18 protein-coding genes are annotated in these 20,371 nt (G+C 67.7%); 2 read left to right on the top strand and 16 right to left on the bottom strand.

Translation table 11 applies throughout. The annotated features are described in order from the left end of the window. Positions 1 to 27: 27 nt before the first annotated feature. The 6 genes from ACCQ00_RS00950 to glnA form a co-directional block, all read right to left on the bottom strand. Positions 28 to 630, bottom strand: a complete 603-nt coding sequence (locus tag ACCQ00_RS00950; protein WP_017157342.1) for a superoxide dismutase family protein — start codon at positions 628 to 630, stop codon at positions 28 to 30. Between the two features lie 448 nt (positions 631 to 1,078). Beyond that, complete coding sequence (gene ntrC, locus ACCQ00_RS00945; protein ID WP_039583968.1) at positions 1,079 to 2,506, bottom strand: nitrogen regulation protein NR(I); 1,428 nt, start codon at positions 2,504 to 2,506, stop codon at positions 1,079 to 1,081. Beyond that, complete coding sequence (locus tag ACCQ00_RS00940; RefSeq protein WP_016850649.1) at positions 2,499 to 3,554, bottom strand: two-component system sensor histidine kinase NtrB; 1,056 nt, start codon at positions 3,552 to 3,554, stop codon at positions 2,499 to 2,501. The genes ntrC and ACCQ00_RS00940 overlap by 8 nt, the downstream gene beginning before the upstream one ends. A 263-nt stretch (positions 3,555 to 3,817) precedes the next feature. Next, on the bottom strand, positions 3,818 to 5,260 hold the full coding sequence (locus ACCQ00_RS00935; protein WP_017157344.1) for an ammonium transporter: 1,443 nt from the start codon (positions 5,258 to 5,260) through the stop codon (positions 3,818 to 3,820). 22 nt (positions 5,261 to 5,282) lie between these two features. Beyond that, positions 5,283 to 5,621, bottom strand: coding sequence for a P-II family nitrogen regulator (locus ACCQ00_RS00930; protein WP_002808480.1), 339 nt, complete (start codon positions 5,619 to 5,621; stop codon positions 5,283 to 5,285). 274 nt (positions 5,622 to 5,895) lie between these two features. Then, entirely contained in the window at positions 5,896 to 7,305 is a 1,410-nt protein-coding gene (gene glnA, locus ACCQ00_RS00925) for a type I glutamate--ammonia ligase (protein WP_017157345.1), read from the bottom strand. A 220-nt stretch (positions 7,306 to 7,525) separates the two neighbouring features. On the opposite strand from glnA, the gene ACCQ00_RS00920 reads away from it, so the two are divergent. After that, on the top strand, positions 7,526 to 8,323 hold the full coding sequence (locus tag ACCQ00_RS00920) for an undecaprenyl-diphosphate phosphatase (RefSeq protein ID WP_017157346.1): 798 nt from the start codon (positions 7,526 to 7,528) through the stop codon (positions 8,321 to 8,323). Between the two features lie 278 nt (positions 8,324 to 8,601). Continuing rightward, positions 8,602 to 9,417, top strand: a complete 816-nt coding sequence (locus tag ACCQ00_RS00915; protein WP_039571440.1) for an META domain-containing protein — start codon at positions 8,602 to 8,604, stop codon at positions 9,415 to 9,417. Positions 9,418 to 9,475: 58 nt separating this feature from the next. Here ACCQ00_RS00915 and ACCQ00_RS00910 read toward each other — a convergent pair whose 3' ends face one another. The 10 genes from ACCQ00_RS00910 to ACCQ00_RS00865 form a co-directional block, all read right to left on the bottom strand. After that, positions 9,476 to 10,486, bottom strand: a complete 1,011-nt coding sequence (locus tag ACCQ00_RS00910) for a zinc-dependent alcohol dehydrogenase family protein (RefSeq protein WP_039571437.1) — start codon at positions 10,484 to 10,486, stop codon at positions 9,476 to 9,478. An 83-nt stretch (positions 10,487 to 10,569) separates the two neighbouring features. Then, positions 10,570 to 11,181, bottom strand: coding sequence for a YbhB/YbcL family Raf kinase inhibitor-like protein (locus ACCQ00_RS00905; RefSeq protein ID WP_039571435.1), 612 nt, complete (start codon positions 11,179 to 11,181; stop codon positions 10,570 to 10,572). Between the two features lie 192 nt (positions 11,182 to 11,373). Then, positions 11,374 to 13,446: a tetratricopeptide repeat protein gene (locus tag ACCQ00_RS00900; RefSeq protein ID WP_039583967.1), complete on the bottom strand. Its 2,073-nt coding sequence runs from the start codon at positions 13,444 to 13,446 to the stop codon at positions 11,374 to 11,376. Between the two features lie 57 nt (positions 13,447 to 13,503). Continuing rightward, on the bottom strand, positions 13,504 to 14,487 hold the full coding sequence (locus tag ACCQ00_RS00895; protein ID WP_039571429.1) for a YheT family hydrolase: 984 nt from the start codon (positions 14,485 to 14,487) through the stop codon (positions 13,504 to 13,506). 59 nt (positions 14,488 to 14,546) lie between these two features. Beyond that, positions 14,547 to 15,446 carry a lysophospholipid acyltransferase family protein gene (locus ACCQ00_RS00890; protein WP_007968095.1) on the bottom strand — a complete coding sequence of 300 codons (900 nt, stop codon included), beginning with the start codon at positions 15,444 to 15,446 and terminating at the stop codon, positions 14,547 to 14,549. A gap of 21 nt (positions 15,447 to 15,467) precedes the next feature. Further along, positions 15,468 to 15,896, bottom strand: a complete 429-nt coding sequence (locus tag ACCQ00_RS00885; protein WP_039571426.1) for a hotdog fold thioesterase — start codon at positions 15,894 to 15,896, stop codon at positions 15,468 to 15,470. Positions 15,897 to 16,338: 442 nt separating this feature from the next. Next, positions 16,339 to 18,357, bottom strand: a complete 2,019-nt coding sequence (locus ACCQ00_RS00880; protein WP_039570985.1) for a phospholipase D family protein — start codon at positions 18,355 to 18,357, stop codon at positions 16,339 to 16,341. Next, a complete protein-coding gene (locus ACCQ00_RS00875; protein WP_017159612.1) occupies positions 18,354 to 18,926 on the bottom strand; it encodes a YceI family protein in 573 nt (190 codons plus the stop codon). Before ACCQ00_RS00875 ends, ACCQ00_RS00880 begins: the two co-directional genes overlap by 4 nt. 3 nt (positions 18,927 to 18,929) lie before the next feature. After that, on the bottom strand, positions 18,930 to 19,406 hold the full coding sequence (locus tag ACCQ00_RS00870) for a SixA phosphatase family protein (RefSeq protein ID WP_003488452.1): 477 nt from the start codon (positions 19,404 to 19,406) through the stop codon (positions 18,930 to 18,932). A gap of 15 nt (positions 19,407 to 19,421) precedes the next feature. Then, positions 19,422 to 20,054, bottom strand: coding sequence for a ParA family protein (locus ACCQ00_RS00865; RefSeq protein ID WP_017159611.1), 633 nt, complete (start codon positions 20,052 to 20,054; stop codon positions 19,422 to 19,424). Between the last annotated feature and the right edge of the window lie 317 nt (positions 20,055 to 20,371).

The following is a 20,371-nucleotide window of genomic DNA, read 5'->3' as shown; positions in this document are numbered from 1 at the left end:
CGCAACTGCAGCCGTTGATGCCCCGACTCAGGGCTGCGAAGGGGGCGTGCCCCATTGGGTGACGCGAATGACGCCACAGGCCAGGCGCGCACCGGCATTGCCGCTGGGCTGGCTGCGATAGTCGTCGGGGTCGGCATGCACGATCAGCGACTTGCCGATCACGTCGGTCGGGGCGCCATCGCCCAGACTGATGCCGGACAGAATCATGTCCAGATGCGCCACGCCTTCGGCGTCTGCACGCAGATTGTCCATGTCGCCCAGATGATGCGCGCCGCCACCGGCACGCCCGTGCGGCGCACCGGCCGGGTTGAAATGCGCGCCGGCGCTGCTGGCGTCGGCTGCGCTGCAATCGCCGCGTTCGTGCACATGGAATCCGGACACGGCGCCCGGACGCAAGCCGCCGATGGTGCCGGTGAGGCGAATGCCTTGCAGCGCCGGCACCAGCACTACCCGACCGCTGACCAGGCTGCCCGAGGCAGATGCCAGCGCCGCCTCGGCTTGCTGCACCGGGCGCGCAGGCACCACCCGCGCCGCTGGCGGCGGAGGCGCCTTGGGCGGCGGCGGCGTGCTGCTGCAGGCGGCCAGCGCCAGCGCGGTGAAGGCAACGATCGTGGGCGACCGGTAACGCATCGAGCAGTTCTCCTGATCAGGCTGGAAACCTATGCGGGTGCATGTTCACGTGTCATGAAATGCACTTGGGACAGCCCCCGAGTTTACGGGGTAGGTGTCGCTGGCCGGAGATGCGCAAACGTGCTCGCACCGCCCCTGTCCCGCAGCCGGGAGAAAAACTCGACTGCAAAGAGCGATGCCGCCCTGCCCGACTGTCTTGCCTTCTCCCGCGTGCGAGGGAAGCCGCTCGAAGGACGGATGGCGGCGTCGCGCGCCGCCGGATACTCGAGACAGTGGCGCGTGCGAGCAAACAACGAGGAGTTCATGCACGCGTGCTGCCGCGATGCTCGTCAAGCTCGCCTGTTTCGCTGCGTGGATCAAACACCTGCGCGTAGTCCGGCTTTTTGCAGGTGCCCCTCACTCCCTCTCACGCAGGTGGGAGAGGGGCTCACCTCCGCGTGCGGGCTGATCAGCGGCGCTTGCGGCCCGGCCCCAGCTTGCGGGTGACTGTGTTGCGGCCCAGTCCCAGGCGGGCGGCGGCTGCGGCACGACGGCCCTGGGTGAGTTGCAGCGCCGCTTCCAGCAAGGTCCTGTCCAGGCGCTCGCGCGCTTCGGCGTGCAGGCCCTGGGCACCTTCGCTCAGGCGTTGCGCGGCCCAGCTGGAAAGCATGTCGTCCCACTGCCCGTCGCTGCGACCGCTGCGGTGACGACGGCCACCGCGCGCCAGTGCGGCGTCCACGTCGACCACGTCGATGATGTCCGACGTCGCCAGTGCCGCCAGGCGCCAGCACACGTTTTCCAGTTCGCGCACATTGCCGGGCCAGTCGTACTGGCGCAGGTCTTCCAGCGCGGCCGACGAGAGCCGCTTGGGCAGCATGTCGAGCTTGCGCCCGGCCATGGCCAGGAAATTTTCGGCCAATTGCGCGATGTCGCCGCGCCGTTCGCGCAGCGGCGGCAATTGCAGGCGCACCACATCCAGGCGATGCAGCAGATCGGCGCGGAAGCGGCCTTGTTCGACCAGCGCTTCCAGGTCCTGGTGGGTGGCGGCGATCACGCGCACATCGACGCGAATCAATTCGCGCCCACCGACGCGGAAGAATTCGTTCTCTGCCAACACGCGCAGCAGCCGGGTCTGCAGCGGCAATGGCATGTCGCCGATTTCGTCCAGAAACAGCGTGCCGCCATCGGCCTGTTCGAAGCGGCCGATATGCCGTTTGGTCGCTCCGGTGAACGCGCCGGTTTCGTGGCCGAACAATTCGCTTTCCAGCAATTCGGCAGGAATGGCAGCCGTGTTGAGCGCGACGAAGGGTTTGCGCGCACGCGGGGATTCGTTGTGCAGCGCACGCGCCACCAACTCCTTGCCGGTACCGGTTTCGCCATTGATCAGCACCGACAGCGGCGCCTGTGCCAGGCGGCCGATCGCGCGGAACAAGGCCTGCATCGCGGGCGTGTCGCCGATCAACGAGGCCGAGCCTTCGGCCAGCCGCGTGGCGAGGATCTCTTCGACGCCGGCATCGGCGTCCGGCAATGCGCGCGCGGCCAGTGCCACCGCATCGTCCAGGTCGAACGGCTTGGACAGGAACTCGTGCGCGCCGCCGCGGAAGGCGCCAGCGGTGCTGGCAACATCGGTGTAGGCCGACATCACGATCACCGGCAACTGCGGGTGCTTGGATTTGAGTTTGTCGAGCAGGGTCAGGCCGTCTTCGCCGGGCATGCGCACGTCGGTAAACAGCAGATCCGGCGTGGGCCGCATGGCCAGCGCCTGCAGCGCGGCCGCGGCGCTGTCGAAGCCGTCCACGGCGTAGCCTGCATCGCGCAAGGCGGTGGACAGCACGAACCGGACCGACCGGTCATCGTCGACCACCCAGATGTGGGATACGCCGGCGGCCTCAGCCATGTGGATGCTCCTTGTCGTGATCGCCGGCCAGCTCGGGCAGCAGCAGGGTGAAAACGGTATGGCCCGGACGCGAGCGATAGGTCAGCGTGCCGTGGTGCTCGCGCGAGACCTGCTGGGCCAGCGCCAGGCCCAGCCCGCTGCCTTCGGCACGGCCGCTGACCAATGGCAGAAACAGGTGCTCGGCCAGTTCTTCCGGCACGCCGCCGCCGTCGTCGATGATCTCCAGCCGCAGCGACATCGCATGCACGCGGTCGCGGATGCGCTGGCCGTGCTCCACGCGGGTGCGCAGCGTCACGCGCGTGGCGCCGGCCTGGAAGGCGTTGCGCACCAGGTTCCAGACCGCCTGGGTCAAACGGTCGCCATCGCCCAGAATGTCCGGAATGCTGGGGTCGTAGTCGCGCTGCACCTGCACCGACCAGCCACCCTCGGCTTCGGCCAGGCGCAACACCCGTTCGAGCACCACATGAATGTTGAGGCGATCGTGCGGGCGCGCCGGAGTGGGCGAGAGCAGCCGTTCGAGCAGGGTGTTGAGGCGCTCGATCTCGGTGCCGATCAGTTCGATCAGTTCGCGTTCGTCTTCATCGCGCCCGGCCGCGCGGCGCGCCAGCAACTGCGCGGCGCCCTTGAGCCCGGCCAGCGGGTTACGCAGCTCGTGCGCCAGCCCCTTGAGCGCAGCGCTCAAGGCGTTGGGCAGGGCGTGGGTGGGATCGAGCGCGGGGAATTCGTCGACCGGGTGGGTTTCCAGCAGCCAGCCGCCGTCGTCCAGCCGCGACAGCCAGCCCTCGGCAAAGCGCGGCGCGTCGTTGGGCAGGCCCAGCGCCAGCCGGTGCAGGCGCAAGACGTCGCGCTCGTCGTTGAGCAGAAAGCGCGCCAGCGCGTCGCCCTGCACTTCCAGCGCGGCCAGGGGCTGTTCGACCAACCGCCGTGCGCTGACCCCGAGCCAGCGGGCAAACGCCGGGTTGACCCCCAGCACGCGGCCCTCGCGGTCGGCCCAGGCGACCGGTGTGCCCAGGCTGTCCAGCGATGGCATGGAAGAGGACGTCACCATTGCACCAATTTAGTGCAAACCGCAGCGCCATGCATCGATGTCGCGCGAAGCGAAGCGTACGGAGACACCATGTGGGCCGGACGGAGGCGGGTCGCACCGATCCAGCGTGCATCCGCGCCGGCAGTCATGGGCGTGGGGCTGGTCATGCAGGCACCTCGGCAGTGGTTCCGCGCCCAACGGGCGGCGGGGAAAACGGACCCGGCTGGGCGATCCCGGCCGGGTCGTGGCGCCACCCGCGGCAGCGCGGCCGCGGGTGTGCATGCTCAGGACTCGTACGCGGCTTCGCCGTGCGAGGTGATGTCCAGGCCCTCGCGCTCGGCTTCTTCGCTGACGCGCAGGCCGAACACCAGCTTTGCGACCAGAAAGCCCACCACCGACACCACGCCGATCCAGCCGACCGTGATCCCGACGCCCAGCGCCTGGATGCCGACCTGATGCACGATGTCGTAATCGCCGCCCTTCTGGCCGCCCAGCGAGGCCGCCGAGAACACGCCGGTGAGGATCGCGCCGATGATGCCGCCCAGGCCATGCACGCCGAACACGTCCAGACTGTCGTCGGCGCCCAGCAGGCGCTTCAGACCGGTGACGCCCCACACGCACAGCACGCCGGCGGCAAGGCCAATCACGATCGCACCGAACGGACCCACGGTGCCGCAGGCCGGGGTGATACCGACCAGGCCGGCCACCATGCCCGAGGCCACGCCCAGTGCGGACGACTTGCCCTTGATGATCTTCTCGGTCAGCGACCAGCCCAGGATGGCGGCGGCGGTGGCCAGCAAGGTGTTGAGGAAGGCCAGCGCCGCACCGGCATTGGCTTCCAGGTTGGAACCGGCGTTGAAGCCGAACCAGCCCACCCACAGCAGCGAGGCGCCGACGAAGGTCAGGGTCACGTTGTGCGGCTTGATCGCCTCACGCCCCAACCCGGCGCGCTTGCCGACGAAATAGGCGCCGACCAGGCCGGCAACACCGGCATTGATATGCACCACGGTGCCGCCGGCAAAATCCAGCGCGCCCAGTCCGAACAGGTACCCGCCGGTGGCCCAGACCATGTGCGCCAGCGGCAGGTAGCCGAAGGTGAACCAGATCACCGAGAACAGCAGTACCGCGGCGAACTTGGCGCGTTCGGCAAAGGCGCCCACGATCAGCGCACCGGTGATGCCGGCGAAGGTCGCCTGGAACGCGACGAACACGTATTCCGGCAAGCTCACGCCCTTGGTGAAGGTCGCCGCCAGGGTTTCGATGGTGACGCCCTTGAGCAGCGCCTTGTCCAGGTTGCCGATCCACGCGCCTTCGCCGGAGAACGCCAGGCTATAGCCGTACAACACCCACAGGATGGTCAGCAGCGAAAAGACTGTGGCGACCTGGATCAGCACCGACAACACGTTCTTGGCGCGCACCATGCCGCCGTAAAACAGCGCCAGGCCCGGCACCACCATCATCAGCACCAGCAGGGTGGAGGTCAGCATCCAGGCGACATCGCCCTTTTCCACTACCGGTGCGGCTTCGGCGGCGGCGGCCGGCGGGGTGGCCGGCTGCGCCGATGGCAGCGGTTCGGTGGTGACCGGCTCGGTCGGCAGCGGGGTGACCTGCGGGGTGGACTGCGCATGCGCACTGCCCATGCCGCCCACCATCAGCGCGCTGAACAGCATCAGCATGCACACGCTGTAGAACCGGGCTTTCCACCCGGCAAAAAGAGCTGTCTTCATACGAACTCCGGGGGTGGTGGGGTCAGAGCGCATCGGCGCCGATCTCGCCGGTGCGGATGCGCACCACCTGCTCGATCGCGGTGACGAAGATCTTGCCGTCGCCGATCTTGCCGGTGCCGGCGGCGTTCTGGATCGCTTCGACCACCGCGTCCAGACGGTCGTCGGTGACCACCGTTTCGATCTTGATCTTGGGCAGGAAGTCGACGACGTACTCGGCGCCGCGGTACAGCTCGGTGTGGCCTTTCTGGCGCCCGAAGCCCTTGACCTCGGTTACGGTGATGCCCGACACGCCAGCTGCAGACAAGGCCTCGCGGACCTCGTCGAGCTTGAACGGCCGGATGATGGCGGTGATCAATTTCATGCGCATACCCCGAATGGTGGAAAGAACCGGCCGGCATTGCGCCGCCCGGCGGTGTCAGTCACCTGGATGCCTACCCCGGCATCCGATCGTTCGCGATTGCGCGGACCCCAGCAGATGCCATGCATCCGCCTCGTGGGAGAGGTCAGGCCCGCGCGCCGCGAACGATGTGCTCTCTCGTTACCCCTGTGATCCACGGCCGGAGCCCTGGATCGATCGAACATGTGCGGCGATGGCGGAGGTGGGAGGGGGGCCTCCGCCATCACCGCGGTGGAACTCAGTTGCCGTAGTACAGCTGGTACTCCAACGGGTGGGTCGCAGCGCGGAACTTGGTGACTTCCTGCATCTTCAGCGCGATGTAGCCGTCGATGAAGTCGTCGCTCATCACGCCGCCGGCCTTGAGGAACTCGCGGTCCTTGTCCAGCGCTTCCAGGGCCTGGTCCAGGCTGGAGCACACCTGCGGGATCAGCTTCTCTTCTTCCGGCGGCAGGTCGTACAGGTCCTTGTCGCTCGGGGCGCCCGGGTCGATCTGGTTCTTGATGCCGTCCAGGCCGGCCATCATCAGCGCGGTGAAGGTCAGATAGCCGGACTGCAACGGATCGGGGAAACGCATTTCGATACGGCGCGCCTTCGGGTTGGTGACCCACGGAATGCGGCACGAGGCCGAACGGTTACGCGCCGAATAGGCCAGCATCACCGGCGCCTCGAAGCCCGGGACCAGGCGCTTGTAGCTGTTGGTGCCGGAGTTGGCGAAGGCGTTGATCGCGCGGGCATGCTTGAAGATGCCGCCGATGTACCACAGCGCCAGCTGCGACAGGCCGCCGTAGCCGTCGCCGGTGAACAGGTTGACGCCGCCCTTGGCCAGCGACTGGTGCACGTGCATGCCCGAGCCGTTGTCGCCCACGATGGGCTTGGGCATGAAGGTGGCGGTCTTGCCGTTGCGGTAGGCGACGTTCTTGATGATGTACTTCATCGTCAGCAGTTCGTCGGCCTTCTGCACCAGCGAGCTGAACTTGGTGCCGATCTCGCACTGGCCGGCGGTGGCCACTTCGTGGTGGTGCACTTCGGTTTCGATGCCGACCTGTTCCAGCGTCTTGATCATTTCCGCGCGCAGGTCGTGCAGGCTGTCGGTCGGCGGAACCGGGAAGTAACCGCCCTTCACGCCCGGGCGGTAACCGCTGTTGCCGCCGTCGTATTTTTCGCCGGTGTTCCAGGCCGCCTCTTCCGAACCCACCTGGAAGAAGGTGTGGCCCATGTCGTTGGCAAAGCGCACCGAATCGAAGATGAAGAATTCCGGCTCTGGGCCGAAGAACGCCTGGTCGGCGGTGCCGGAGGATTTCAGATAGGCCTCGGCGCGCTTGGCGATGCCGCGCGGATCGCGCTCATAGCTCTGCATGGTGGCCGGGTCGAGGATGTCGCAGGTCAGCACGAGGGTCGGATCGGCGAAGAACGGATCCAGGTACGCGGTGCCCGCGTCCGGCAGCAACACCATGTCCGACTCGTTGATGCCCTTCCAGCCCGCGATCGAACTGCCGTCGAACATCTTGCCTTCTTCAAACAGCGCCGGCTCGATGATATTGACCGGGAAGGTGATGTGCTGCTGTACACCACGCATATCGACGAAGCGCAGGTCGACGAACTCGACCTTGTTGTCCTTGATCAGCTTTTCAACATTTTCCACGGACATCGGAAGAAACCTCAGCAGGAGTTAAGTGGCTCGTGGGCGGTAGTACAGCAGGGATCGTGCCAAGCGATCGCGCTTCACAAGCCCTTGATTTTGCTGACATCGCTCGCGACCGTAACAGCTACATCGCACTATTCAAGTGCAAAAAGTAAAACCGGATGCACCAATGTGGTGCATGCCGCAATGCACTATCCTGGCGCCTCCCTCACCCCTGCCCAGTCCGATGTCCGATCTGATTTCCGCCCTGTTGTTGGGCATTCTCGAAGGCCTCACCGAATTCCTGCCGATCTCCAGCACCGGCCACCTGCTGATCGCCGAACAATGGCTCGGACGCCGTTCTGACTTCTTCAATATCGTCATCCAGGCTGGCGCGATCCTGGCCATCTGCCTGGCGCTGCGGCAGCGCCTGTGGGGCCTGGCCACCGGCCTGGGCGAGCGCGCCAACCGCGACTACGTGCTCAAGGTCGGCGTGGCCTTCCTGGTCACCGCGGTGGTCGGGCTGGTCGTGCGCAAGGCCGGCTGGCAATTGCCCGAAACGCTCCAACCCGTCGCCTGGGCATTGTTGATCGGCGGGGTATGGATGCTGGTGGCCGAACACTTCGCCGGCAAGCTGCCCGAGCGCGATGTGGTGACCTGGAAGGTGGCCATTGCAGTGGGCCTGGCGCAGGTCGTGGCCGGTGTCTTTCCCGGTACGTCGCGCTCGGCCTCGACGATCTTCATCGCCATGCTGCTGGGCCTGAGCAAGCGCTCGGCAGCGGCGGATTTCGTGTTCATGGTGGGCATTCCGACCATGTTTGCGGCCAGCGGTTACGCGCTGCTGGAGATGTACAAGGAAGGCGGTTTCGGCACCGAAAACTGGACTGACGTGGCGGTGGCCTTCGTGGCGGCGACCATCACCGGCTTTGTGGTGGTCAAGTGGCTGCTGGGCTATATCAAGAAGCACCGGTTCACGGTGTTTGCGGTGTACCGCATGCTGCTGGGCGCCGCCCTGCTGCTGTGGTTGCCGGCGGCTGCGGGCTGACACCCGACCGCCCCTACCTGGCCTACAGGTCGCGATGGTTGCGCCATGCGGGCCAGGGCCGCCAGGAACGCAAAGCGTCGCCCCCGAGAGATTGTGGACGGCAGGCTGGGCACTGCAGCGGGCTGGCGACAGCAGCCGGCTCCGGGCAGCGCCCGCGCCCGCCTGGCAGTGCGCGCGGTCGTTGGTTGGCGCTCCGGGGCGTCCACGTCGTGACGCCGGTCATTGCCCCGGGCGCACGCTGGCGGTATCACTGACGCATCGATCTCCGGGAGCTGCGCATGCGTGCCGTGTTCTTCGCCCCTGCACTGCTGGCGGCGGGCGTGACGGCCTGCGGGTCGAGTGCATCGCCGGACCCGCCCGGCGCCAACCACGCCGCTGCGCGGGCGCCGGTTGCCACTCCTCCTGACACGGACAACGTCCCGTTGCGCACCGCCCTGCGTGCGCAGCACTGGCAGCTGCAGCAGGCCAGCGATGCGCATGGCACGGCCTTGCGCAGCCTGTTCGTGGACGGCGTGCCGCCAGTGCAACTGGACTTCGACGCTCAGCGCATCCAGGTCAGCCAGACCTGCAACGCGCTGGGCGCCAACTACAGCGTGGAGCAGGCGCACGCGCAGATTGGCCGGGTGGTCTCGAGCAAACGGATGTGCGCCAATGCACGCCGGATGGCGCAGGAACGCGCGGCCAGCGACCTGTTGTCCGGGCGCTTCGCGGTGGTCATGGACAACGCGGCGGCCGCGCCCCGCCTGACCCTGACCCGCAGCGACGGCACCCGGCTGCTCTTCAGCGGCACGCCCACCGCCGACACCCGGTATGGCGGGCCGGGGCAGACGCTGTTGATCGAGGTGGCCGCAGAGACCGTGCCCTGCGTTTTGGACCCTGCGCGCCGCTGCCTGCAAGTGCGCGAGCACGAGCCGGGCGCGGCCGCCGGCACAGAGGCCGCCACGTCGTGGCAGCCCTACGACGGCACGATCGAGGGTTTCGAGCATGAAGACGGCATCCGCACGCTGCTGCGCGTGACCCGCTACCCGGCCGGCAGCGCGCCGGACGCCAAACCGGTCTACGTGCTCGACCAGATGATCGAAGCCGGCAGCTAGCGCAGCCGCAGTGGGGAGCCGGCGACGGCATCGCACGCTGCGATGCCGGTGCCTCGCATCAGAACCGGATGAGGACCTTGCCCACGTGTTGCGCCTTGGCGAAATAGTCGAAGGCCTGGGGCGCCTCATCGAACCGGAACGTCTTGCTGTGCAGGGTCTTGATGCGGTGCTGCTCGATCGCCCGCAGCAGGTCCACGAACATCGCCCGGCTGCCGTTGGCGATCCCGCGAATGGTCACGTTCTTGCGGATCAACGCCACGTAATCGGGAATCGGCGAAGACGCGCCGGGGGTAACGCCGATCACCACGATGGTCGCGTTCGCGGCCGCCGCCTTGATCGACTGCCCCAGGGTGTCCTGCCCGCCGGTCTCGATGATGACGTCCGCGCCACCGCCGGACAGCTGCATCACCGCCTCGGCCCAGTCGGGGTGGGTGCGGTAGTTGACGGTGATGTCGGCGCCCAGGCGGCGTGCGAGCTCGAGCTTGTCGTCGCTGGACGAGGTCATGGCGACACGGGCCCCGTGCAGCTTGGCCAGCTGGAGTGCGGCCATCGAGACGCCGCCGGTTCCCAGACACAACACCAGGTCGCCGGCCTTGATCCTGGCCACTTCCACCAGCGCGTGCCAGGCGGTCACCGCGGCCGATGCCAGCGCAGCGACATCTTCGTCCTCCAGCGACGCAGGCACCTTGATCAGGGCACCGGCAGGCAGCGACACCTTTTCGGCCAGCCAGCCGTCGTGGGTCACGCCCAGGTCGTGGGCGAACATCTCGGCATCGAACCTGCCATTCAGCCAGGTGGGAAAGTGCCCACTGACGACACGGTCGCCAGGCGCGACCTGGCTGACGCCTGCGCCGACGGAGGTCACGATGCCCACGCCCTCGGCAACCGGAACGCGCGTGGGCGCAAGCTTGCCGCCGTAGGTGCCCTTCAGGATCTGCAGGTCGCGGTTGATCAGGCCCACCAGTCGCGGAGCCACGATGACCTCACCCGGTCCTGCGACCGGCTCAGGCATCTGGACCGCGACCAGGCTCTCAAGGCCGGTTTGATTGCCAATCTGGAATGCTTTCAAGGGGGATTGCCTGTGCTGCGACGCCGGCCGAACGTGGCTGGCGTCATGGGGGATGGAGCGACCGCCGCCATCGGCGCGATCGCTCAGCGCAGCGACGGGTTCAAGGTGTAGGTACCGTGCAACGCCGCTTCGGCCAGCACATGACCCTGCATCGCCGACAGCACATCGGCGGCGGAGAAGTTGTCGGGCAGGCTGAGTTTGGCCACGTCCAGCGCGAACACGCGGAAGAAATACCGGTGCACGCGCAGGTCGTTGAACGGCGGGTACGGGCCGTCGTAGCCGCGGTAGTCGCCGGCCATGTCGGCATTGCCGGCGAACCACTGGGTGTAGGAATTCAGCCCCTGCCGGGCACCGGCCGGGCCGGGGGGCTGCTGCTTGCCCTTGACCACGAAGCCGTCGCTGCAGCTGCCCGCCGCGATCTCATGCACATCGGCGGGGATATCGGCCATCGCCCAATGCACAAAATCGGTGCGTGGCTGCTCGACGGGAATCTGCAGGTCGTCGCGGCCGACGGTCTCGGGCACGGTCGGCACGTCCGGGTCCAGGCACAGCAGCGCAAACGACTGCGTGCCGGCCGGCACCTCGCGCCAGGCCAGGTGCGGATTGCGGTTGGGCGCAAAGCCCTCCGGCGTGCCGGCGGCAAATTCCACCGCGATGGGCGTGCCGTTTTCGATGCTGTTGCTGGTCAGACGCATGGCGGGTCTCCGAGAGAAGCGATACGGATCAGGGTGCCTGGCTCTGCGCCGCAGCGGAAGACGTGGCCATGGAACCTTCTGATGCGCTCGGCCGGGTTTACCGCCGCGCTCGTACCGCGACTGCATGCACTGCAGCAGCGCGAGACGGCGGCCACGCCCACCTGCCGTGGGCGCGACCGCGTTGATGGCGCCTCAGTCCTGCGGGTAGCCGAAGCGCACCGCGATCAGGGTGAGCAGATCGAACTGCGCGCCGAGCACGCCGCGGTAATCGCGCCAGCGGCCGGAGGCCAACCGCGCCGGGCCGCGCGGTTCGACCAGCGGGAAGCTCAGTCCGAACGCCTGCTCCAGGGCCGTCGAAATTCCCTGCGGGTCGTTTTCGATCCCGTCCAGCCGGATGATGCGGTGCGGGTACAGGTCGCGCTCGTGCAGCGTGGCCAGCTGTTCCAGCGCGATCAGCAACCAGTCGGTGGCCTGCTGCGGCGATTGCAGCGCCAGCGGCGCCGACGCACCGGCCGAGAGCCAGTCCAGCAACATGTCGCGCGGGTCACGCAGCGCAATCGCCAGCCGGCCCTCGGGCAGATGCGGGCGCAGCGCGGTCAGCAGGGTGTTGTCCCACCACAGCAGCCAGTCGATGACATTGCCGTCGTCGATGCCGCGGCGCGGCAGTTGCGCCTTCCAGCCTTCCACCAGCGCCGTCGGTGCCAATTCGCCGGAAGCCAACTGTTCGAGGGTGCGGTAGCTCTGCAGCGCATCCGATGGCGGCGTGGTGCCATAGCGGTCGCCACGCACCAGTGGGGTGGCCGCGCCCATCACCGCGACCAGGCGTTCGACATGCGACCCGGGCGTGCCCCACACGAACAGCGGGCGCGCGGTGACGCTATCGGGAATGCTGCCCAGCGCAGGCCACTGCGTCGGCTGCCTGGCTGCCTGCGGCGGCAACGGCAGCCGATGCTGGGCCTGTTCGCGATGGAACTGCATCCAGGTGCCCAGCGCGGCATCGGGCTGGCCGGCGCGGTCCTGCACATTGCCCAACCACGGCCGCAGCACGGTCTGCTGCGGCGCAGGCAGCGATTCGATCAACGATTCGACACAGGCGATCGCCGCCGGCGGATCGCGTTGCAGCAAGGCTTCGACGATGCGCTGCTCGCCGCTGATGCGGCCCGGCTCCACTGCCACGATCTGGCGCGCCACCATTTCCGCCTCGTCGGCCTGGCCCTGCATGTCGTGCACGCGCATCAGCGCTTCCAGCGCCGGCAGGTGTTCGGGCATGGCCAGCAGCCAGCGCTCGATCACGGCCTGCGCCTGCGGCCCACCGACCGGCTCCACCGCCAGGCGCGCCAGCCACAGATCGTGCGCGGTGGCCGAGGTGGCCAGCGCCGCATCCAGGGTGTCGCGCGCATCGTCCACCGCGCCCAGCCGCTCCCAGGCGGTGAGCAGCGCGTGCAACGTGCGGCGGTCGGCCGGCCAGTGCGCCAGCGCCAGGCGCAGGTGCGCGGCGGCCTGGTCGGGACGCCCGGCCTGCAGCTCCATCTCGCCGGCCAGCCGGCGCATGGCCGGCAGATCGCCGCCGGGCTGCTCGAGCACGCCCTGCATCGCCGCCAGTGCGTCGTCCAGGCGGCCCTGGCGTTGGGCCAGTTGGGCAATGAAGGCGCGCAGCGCGGTGCCCGGCGGATTGAGCTCGATCACGCGCTCGAAGGCACGCTCGGCGAACGCAAAATGCTCCTTCTGCAGATACGCAAAGCCCAGCGAAAACAGCACGCGTGCATCGTCGGGCAGCTGCTCGGCGGCGCGGGTCAGCAGCGCCAGCGCGCGGTCGCTGTGGCCGCGGCGCATTTCCACCACGCCATCGACCGCCAGCAATTGCGGGTGTTCCGGCGCCAGGCGCGCGGCGGTGCGGCTGAGCCGCTCGGCCTCGTCCAGATCGCCGCGGGCCACCGCCAGATGCGCCTGCATCACGTAGGCATTGAACTGATTCGGATCCAGCGCGGTACTGCGCGACAGCGCGGCATCGGCGGCGGACAGATCGCGCGTGGCCAGCAAGGCGCCGGCGCGCAGCAGGTGCAGGTCGGCATCTTCGGGCGTCAGCGTCAGCGCGGTATCGATGCTGTCCAGCGCCAGCGCCGGCTGCCCCTGCTGCTGCAGCGCAAGCGCCAGCCAGCGGTGGGCGGCGGCGTGATCGGGCGCGTTGGTGACCCACTCGCGGGCCAGCGCCACCGCATCGTCGGCCGCATTGCGGCGCAGGGCTTGAAGAATGGCGTCTTGCATGGCGGTGGCGGGTCCCGGACAAACCGCTATTGTAACGATGCGCGCTGCGGCGCCGACCTACCGGGCAGCGGCCAGCCGCTCAGCCACCCAGCGTTCGGCGAAGCCGTCGCCGCGGGCGTTTTCCAGAAAGCCGCAATGCCCGCCCCAGCGCGCGATTTCCAGCTGCGCATGCGCCGGCAACTGCCAGGCGGCGAAATCGGCGAACGGAATCACCGGGTCGTCTTCGGCCATCAGGATGTCGACCGGCACCTGCAGGTTGGCCAGGCGTTGGCCGGCAATCGAGTAGCTATCGAAATACGCTTCCAACGAGCCGTGCCCGGTATGTTTCACCGCCAGCCAGGCCATCAGCCCGCGCATGTCCAGCGCCAGGGTGGCGTCGTCGTACCCGTGCTGCTCGGGGAACAGCTTGCGCTTGCGCAGCAGCGATTCGCGCCATTTACGGCGGAAGTACCAGTCGTAGAACTGCGGGCCCTTTTCCAGCTGGGTCATGGTGGCGGCCGGGTCCAGCAACGGGCACACCGCCGCCACGCGCGCCAGCGGCAGGCCGGCGGCGGGCGCACGCAGCGCCAGCCGCAGCGCGAAATTCCCGCCCAGCGAATACCCTGCAGCCAGCAACGGCGCAGGAAAACGCCGCCACAGATCGCCGGCGGCATTGACCACTTCTTCGATGCGGTCGGAGTGGAACAGGTCCACGTTGAGATGGTGGGTACCGCCGTGGTCGCGGAAGTTCAGCCGGAACACCTGATAGCCCAGACCGAGCAGGCGCGCGGCGGTCAGGCGCATGTAGTTGGAATCGGCGCTGCCCTCCCAGCCATGCAGCAACAGCACGGTGCCGCGTGGCGGCGCATCGCCGGGCGGGACGCTCATCCAGCCCTGCAGGCGCACACCGTCGCCGCCATCGAGGATATGTTCGCTGGTGACCGCGCCGCTGGCGGCCAGCAACTGGCGGCTGCGGATGCGCCGCAAGGCACTGCTGCCCAGCACCGATTGCACGTGCGGGTTGCGCAGCCAGCGCGGCGGCAAGTAATCGGAGGCATTCATGCGCGCATCGCACCGGCGTTGCGGCTGGCCGCAGGGGAGAGGCGCGTGCGCATCGTCGGCTAGGACTCCATCGCTGCGACGATGCGCTGGCGCGAGGTCTCGGCCATGCGACGGCGGCCTTCGATGTCCAGTGCGCGAATCGGCTCGAGAAAATGCACTTCGGCCAGCCGCGACGGCTCGCCCAGCAGGCGCACGATATTGGCGAAGAAACTCTCGCGCTCGCCGAAGGCCACCACCGCCTGCGCATTGCCGCGCAGCCCGTAACGCAGCGCCACCGGCTGTACCGGCACGCCGGCTTCCACCGCTGCCTGGAAGATGCGCGCATGGAACGGGCCCACTTCGGTACCGCCACGGGTACGTCCTTCCGGAAAGACCCCCACCGGCTTGCCGCTTTGCAGGCGCAACAGCATTTCCTGCAGCACCCCGCCCAGCGATTCGGTATTGCCGCGCTGGTGGAAGATGGTCTGGCCCTTGGTCGCCAGCCAGCCCACCAGCGGCCAGCCGGCGATTTCGCGCTTGGCCACAAACCCCATCACCCGCTGGCTGTGCAGGATGGAGATATCCACCCAGCTGACGTGGTTGGCCACGAACAGGGTCGCGCCCGGTAGCGGCGTCCCGAAGCGGCGCAGCCGAAAGCCGAACACCCGCATCAAGGTGCCCTGCCACCAGCGGATCATCCGCTCCTCCAGGGTGTCGTCGTGCCCGATGCGGATCCGTGCCAGCGCCGGTACCACCACGCACAACATGGTGACCGGCAGGCCCAGGCACAGATGCAGCAACAACAGTGGCACCCGGTAGAGGTACCGGAACCAACGCAACGCGCCGCCAGCGTCGCGCGTGGCGTCCAGGGATGACTCGCTCATTCGACGAACGGAACCGGTAACGGGGGAAGGAGGCGCGACCATTGTGACAGCAGCGTGGCCGCCGCGCAGTGCCGGCAGCGGATGACGCTGTTCCATGCATGCCGCTGCCGGGCGAACTCAGCCATCGCTGCGCGCGATCACCGCCAGGGTCAACCGCGACACACAGACGCGCTTGCCGGCCGGGTTTTCGATAGTGATGTCCCAGACCTGCGTGCTGCGCCCCACATGGACCGCCCGGGCAGTGCCGGTCACCAGCCCCTGGGTGGCCGCGCGCAGGTGATTGGCATTGATCTCCAGCCCCACGCAGATCTGGGTGGACATATCCACGCACAGGTTGCCGGCGCTGCTGCCCAGGGTTTCGGCCAGCACCACCGAGGCGCCACCGTGCAGCAGGCCATAGGGCTGCTTGGTGCGCGCATCCACCGGCATGGTGGCGCGCAGCCAGTCGTCACCGGCTCCGGTAAAGACGATGCCCAGATGCGCGATCAAGGTATCGCGGCTGGCGGCATTGAGGGCGGCTAGATCGACAGGTTCGCGGAAGGTCATGGGCGGGGAATGGGGAATGGGGAATGGGGAATGGGGAATGGGGAATGGGGAATGGGGAATGGGGAATGGGGAATGGGGAAGCGGGAAGCGGGAAGCGGGAAGCGGGAAGCGGGAAGCGGGAAGCGGGAAGCGGGAAGCGGGAAGCGGGAAGCGGGAAGCGGGAAGCGGGAAGCGGGAAGCGGGAAGCGGGAAGCGGGAAGCGGGAAGCGGGAAGCGCAAGAGCATCCAGGCGCCTGGCGTGCGATGCAACTGGGCGGGTGTGCTGGCGGCCGACAGCATGCGTTGGCGATGCCGATGCATTGCGCGCGCCCCGCCCGTGGCAACTACAGCCGCTTCGGCGATTTCCGGTCTCTTAGGGCCGATCTGTAGCCAACTGCGCCCATCCAACCACAACGTGCAATCACTACACATCCGCTGCTGCCACCCGCGGCACGCCGGCCGATCAGAGGATCGGCACCAGCCCGGCGCCGAAGGCGGTCAGCATGCGCACCAGCAGCCACTTCGGGCCGACATTGACCTCCGGGAAATCGCCCACCGCCACATAGCACTGGCGAAACCGCGGGTCTTGCCGCTTGAGCGGGAACGGACACTCCGGGCCGGGCTGGAACTCGTAGTTGGTGGCGTAGCGCCATGGCCAGAAGTCCAGCACCGGCAAGGCTTCGGAGACCTTGCCCACGCTGTAGTTCAACCCGCCCAACACCGGCGGCTTTTCGCGCGGCGCCACCGTCCAGGCATTTTCCGGGGCGATATCGCGCTCGATGCTGGCAGCCAACGCCTGCGCAAAGCGCGCATCGTCGATCACCACGGCCGCTTCGGTGTTGTAGTTCTCGCTGCGCGGGTCGAAGTTGTGCGTGCCGATCACGCCGATGCGGCGATCCACCACCAACGACTTGGCATGCAAGCCCATGCGCGCACCGGCGCGGGTGACCGGCAGCGGCTTGTTGACCGCGCGCGTGCCCAGGAACGAGGGCCGCGTTTCGGTACGCAACACGCGCCGATCGACCTCGCTCCCGCCCGGCGCACGGCCGCCACCACTGCCGCGCAGCACGCTGCCGCCGCTCGCGCTGGCGTTGCCGTCCGGGCCGCTGCTGCCGCGCATCGCATTGCCCGCTGCGCTGCCGCCGATCAGGCGATTGGCGCGGCTGTCCTGATTGACCTCGGACGCGGGGTTGAGCGGGTCCGGCACCAGGTTGGCGTAATCCACCGGGGCATCCAGCGGAAACGGCTTGAACTCGTACACGTTGAAGCCCAGCTCGCGCATGTTGCGGCGTTTGAACTTGTACGACAGCGCATACACGATGGGGTTGTCGGTGGCGGCCAGGCTATTGGTCGACACCACGATGCGCGGCGGCTGCGGGTGTTTGCGCAACGTGCGGAAGATCGCCTGCGCCTGGTCGGACAACACCAGGTACGGGGTCTGCAACAGCACTTCCTGCTGCGCGCCGGCAATCAGGCCATCCAGTTCCGGCGCGGTGGACACCGCCTTGGCCGCATGCTCCCGGCGGTGTTTTTGCGGCAGATCGGCCACGTACAGCACACGCTGCACCGGCATGGCCGGGGTCACGAAGGCGTCGCGCACGAATTGCGGGTCGCGCGCTTCATGGTCCACCCGCGCCACCCGGTCGGGCCGGCGGAACTGTGCCGGCGGCATCGTCGGCACGCCCTGCTCCAGCAGCAGGCGCCCGACATCGTTCAGACGTTCGGCCGGGACGCTGCGCCGGGCGCGCCAGAACGCATCGAAATTGGCGGCCATGGCGCGCACTTCCGGCCCGGCCAGAATCACGTCGCGGTCGCGGAAGTTGTACTCGCTGTCCCAGTCGTAATAGTCGTCCTGGTAATTGCGCCCCCCGACCACGCCCAGCACGTCGTCCACCACCAGCAGCTTGTTGTGCATGCGCTGGTTGAAGCGGCGGAAGCAACACAGCACGCTGCCGGCGTAGTCGAAGTAATTGAGTTTGACCTTGCCGAAGGTGGGGTTGTAGATGCGCAGCTGCAGGTTTTCATGGCTGCTGGCCAGCGCGCCGAGAATCTGCAGATCGGCGATCGCCGACAACTGATCGATCAGGATGCGCACCTTGACCCCGCGCTGGGCGGCGTCCACCAGTGCATCCAGCACCATGCGGGCGCTGTCGTCCTTATCGAAGATGTAGGTCTGCAGATCGATGCTGCGGGTGGCGCTTCGGATCAGGTTGAGCCGGGCCACCAGCGATTCTTCGCCGTGGTCGACGATGGTGGCGTAATGCCGCGGCGCCGCCGGTGTGGAGGCGGTGATCGCCTCGCCGCCCAGCGCGCGCAACGGCGAGGGTTGCGCACAGCGATTGGCCTGGCTGCAGTTGACCACGGTGCTGCGTGCCGCAGCGGCGACACCGGCGGCACGGTTGCGTTCGGTTTGTGACAGGCTGGCGCATCCGGTGCCGAGCAACAACGTTGCCAGCACGCAAACCCTCAACAGATACGTCACGGGCGCCGCGCCTCCTGCAGGCGCCCACGCAGAATGAACGTCACCCTGTCGCCCAGGGCCATCTGCCACGCATTCATTCCGTAACGTCCACGCAGGACCGTCCCTCGACTGATCACGTCGCAATCATAGCCCGGCCGCGTACATTCGGCCGGCACCACATGCAGCGTTTCCAGATGCGTGATTCCGCGGATGGTCAGGTTGCCGACGATGTCGCCGCCCTGCTTCACCACTTCCTCGACATACGGCAGCGATTCGAATTCGACCACCGGGTACTGCGCAACGTCGAAAAAATCTTCCCCGCGCATCCAGCTGGTGTACCGGTCCTTGCCGGGGATCTCCACCTGAGTGGCGTCCAGCCGGAAGCGCACCTGCTGCCGCCCATCGGCCAACGTCACCACGTCACCGCGAAAACGCGGGAAGAACCCCTCGATCTTCATCCCGAAGCGTGTCTTGATCTCGAACCCGAAGCGCGATTGCGCCGGGTCGATCGACTGCACCTTCTGCTGCGCCATGCAGGGGAACACGACCCAGAGCGCGAGCCAGGCGTACCAGCGCAGCGACGATGACACGGATCAAGGCCACCAGAAGGCGGTCAGGCGGGCGATGCCCGGCTCGATGGTGGCGTCCAGCGGCAAGGCCAGCAACGCGATCGAGGCGGTGGGCATGCCGCGGTAATCGCCGGTCTGGCCGCTGTGCATCAGCGCTGCCAGCCGTTCCAGGCCAGGGTTGTGGCCCACCAGCAGCAGGCGCTCGGCCTCGCGATGTTCGTCCACCAGGCTGGCCAGGGTGCCGGGCGTGGCCTCATAGATGCGTTCGTCCAGCCGTTGTTCGATGTAGCCGGTGAGCTCGAGCACCGCCTCCAGGGTTTCGCGGGCGCGGCGGGCCGGGGAACACAGCACCCGGTCGGGCACCAGCCGCTGCTCGCGCAGCCAACGCCCGGCCGCTTCGGCCTCGGCGATGCCGTGTGGCGACAGCGGGCGATCGAAATCGGCCTGGCCGGTATCGGCCGGTTCGGCGTGGGCGTGTCGCAACAAGATCAATTCGCGCATGGGAACTTTCCGGTTCTAGGACTTCTTGAGCCACTTGAACAGCGGCTCCCAGTCCTGTTGATGGTCGCGCACCTGCGCCGAGCGGTAGTCGAACAAGCTGCGGCCCAGCCCGGCCATCACCACATAGGCCTGGGTGTCGCGCAGTTGGGTCACCAGCGGATACGGCCAGCTGCCGATCATGTCGGCGGCCTGTTGCGAGGTCTGGGTCCAGGGACGGGCACGATTGAGCACCAGGCCCACCGGCAGCTTGCGCTGATGCACGCGCGGCACCTTGGCCAGCGTGTTGAGAAAGCCGACCACCGCTTCGATATCCAGCGCCGAGGACAACACCGGCACCACGATGGCATCAACGTGGTCGAGAAATCCGCTCAAGTCGTCGGCCATGGCACCGGCCGGCGCATCGACGATCAGGGTATCGGTGCCGTCCGGCACGGCGCTCTGCCAGCTGCGGCGCTTGGTGGCGTCGATCGGCAAGACCGCACTTTCCAGGCTGGCGCGGCGCTCTGCCCAGCGGGTGGACGAGCCTTGCGGATCGGCATCCGCCAGCACGGTGCGCTGGCCTTGCAACGCCGCATGTGCGGCCAGGTTGGTGGCGATCGTGGTCTTGCCGACGCCGCCTTTGGAGGCGGCCACCAGGACTGTCTTCATGCACGCCTCGCTTCCGGGAGCAGGCCGGCAGCGTACACCGCGACAAGGTGAGGAAGTAGTCGAAACGCGTTAAACGCACTGCTGCGGGGCTGGCAACGACAGCACAGACCGTCAGCCGATGAGCGCAAGCCCTGGTGCCGCCGCTGTGCGTGGCAACGATGGGAGCCTGGCACCGCGCAGGATCGTCCACGCGTCTGGCTCGGCCGCGGCGTCGCACTGCAGCATGGCGCCGATGGTGCAGCCGTTGGCGTACCACGGCTCGGACAAGCGCAAGCGCGTGCGTGCGTGCGTACGCGCGGTACGAGTGGGCTCTGGCT

Source organism: Xanthomonas sp. NCPPB 3761 (genome assembly GCF_041475705.2).
GTDB lineage: Bacteria > Pseudomonadota > Gammaproteobacteria > Xanthomonadales > Xanthomonadaceae > Xanthomonas > Xanthomonas phaseoli.
Note: the sequence above shows the minus strand (reverse complement) of the source record. Positions and strands in the feature narration are given on the sequence as shown.

Excerpts from the sequence above, each read along its gene's own strand:
- ACCQ00_RS00915 (WP_039571440.1), top strand. The coding sequence starts at position 8,602 with ATGCGTGCCGTGTTCTTCGCCCCTGCACTGCTGGCGGCGGGCGTGACG.
- glnA (WP_017157345.1), bottom strand. The coding sequence starts at position 7,305 with ATGTCCGTGGAAAATGTTGAAAAGCTGATCAAGGACAACAAGGTCGAG.
- ACCQ00_RS00940 (WP_016850649.1), bottom strand. The coding sequence starts at position 3,554 with ATGGTGACGTCCTCTTCCATGCCATCGCTGGACAGCCTGGGCACACCG.
- ACCQ00_RS00870 (WP_003488452.1), bottom strand. The coding sequence starts at position 19,406 with ATGCGCGAATTGATCTTGTTGCGACACGCCCACGCCGAACCGGCCGAT.
- ACCQ00_RS00890 (WP_007968095.1), bottom strand. The coding sequence starts at position 15,446 with ATGGAACAGCGTCATCCGCTGCCGGCACTGCGCGGCGGCCACGCTGCT.
- ACCQ00_RS00935 (WP_017157344.1), bottom strand. The coding sequence starts at position 5,260 with ATGAAGACAGCTCTTTTTGCCGGGTGGAAAGCCCGGTTCTACAGCGTG.
- ACCQ00_RS00900 (WP_039583967.1), bottom strand. The coding sequence starts at position 13,446 with ATGCAAGACGCCATTCTTCAAGCCCTGCGCCGCAATGCGGCCGACGAT.
- ACCQ00_RS00905 (WP_039571435.1), bottom strand. The coding sequence starts at position 11,181 with ATGCGTCTGACCAGCAACAGCATCGAAAACGGCACGCCCATCGCGGTG.
- ACCQ00_RS00920 (WP_017157346.1), top strand. The coding sequence starts at position 7,526 with ATGTCCGATCTGATTTCCGCCCTGTTGTTGGGCATTCTCGAAGGCCTC.
- ACCQ00_RS00895 (WP_039571429.1), bottom strand. The coding sequence starts at position 14,487 with ATGAATGCCTCCGATTACTTGCCGCCGCGCTGGCTGCGCAACCCGCAC.
- ACCQ00_RS00865 (WP_017159611.1), bottom strand. The coding sequence starts at position 20,054 with ATGAAGACAGTCCTGGTGGCCGCCTCCAAAGGCGGCGTCGGCAAGACC.
- ntrC (WP_039583968.1), bottom strand. The coding sequence starts at position 2,506 with ATGGCTGAGGCCGCCGGCGTATCCCACATCTGGGTGGTCGACGATGAC.
- ACCQ00_RS00950 (WP_017157342.1), bottom strand. The coding sequence starts at position 630 with ATGCGTTACCGGTCGCCCACGATCGTTGCCTTCACCGCGCTGGCGCTG.
- ACCQ00_RS00885 (WP_039571426.1), bottom strand. The coding sequence starts at position 15,896 with ATGACCTTCCGCGAACCTGTCGATCTAGCCGCCCTCAATGCCGCCAGC.
- ACCQ00_RS00930 (WP_002808480.1), bottom strand. The coding sequence starts at position 5,621 with ATGAAATTGATCACCGCCATCATCCGGCCGTTCAAGCTCGACGAGGTC.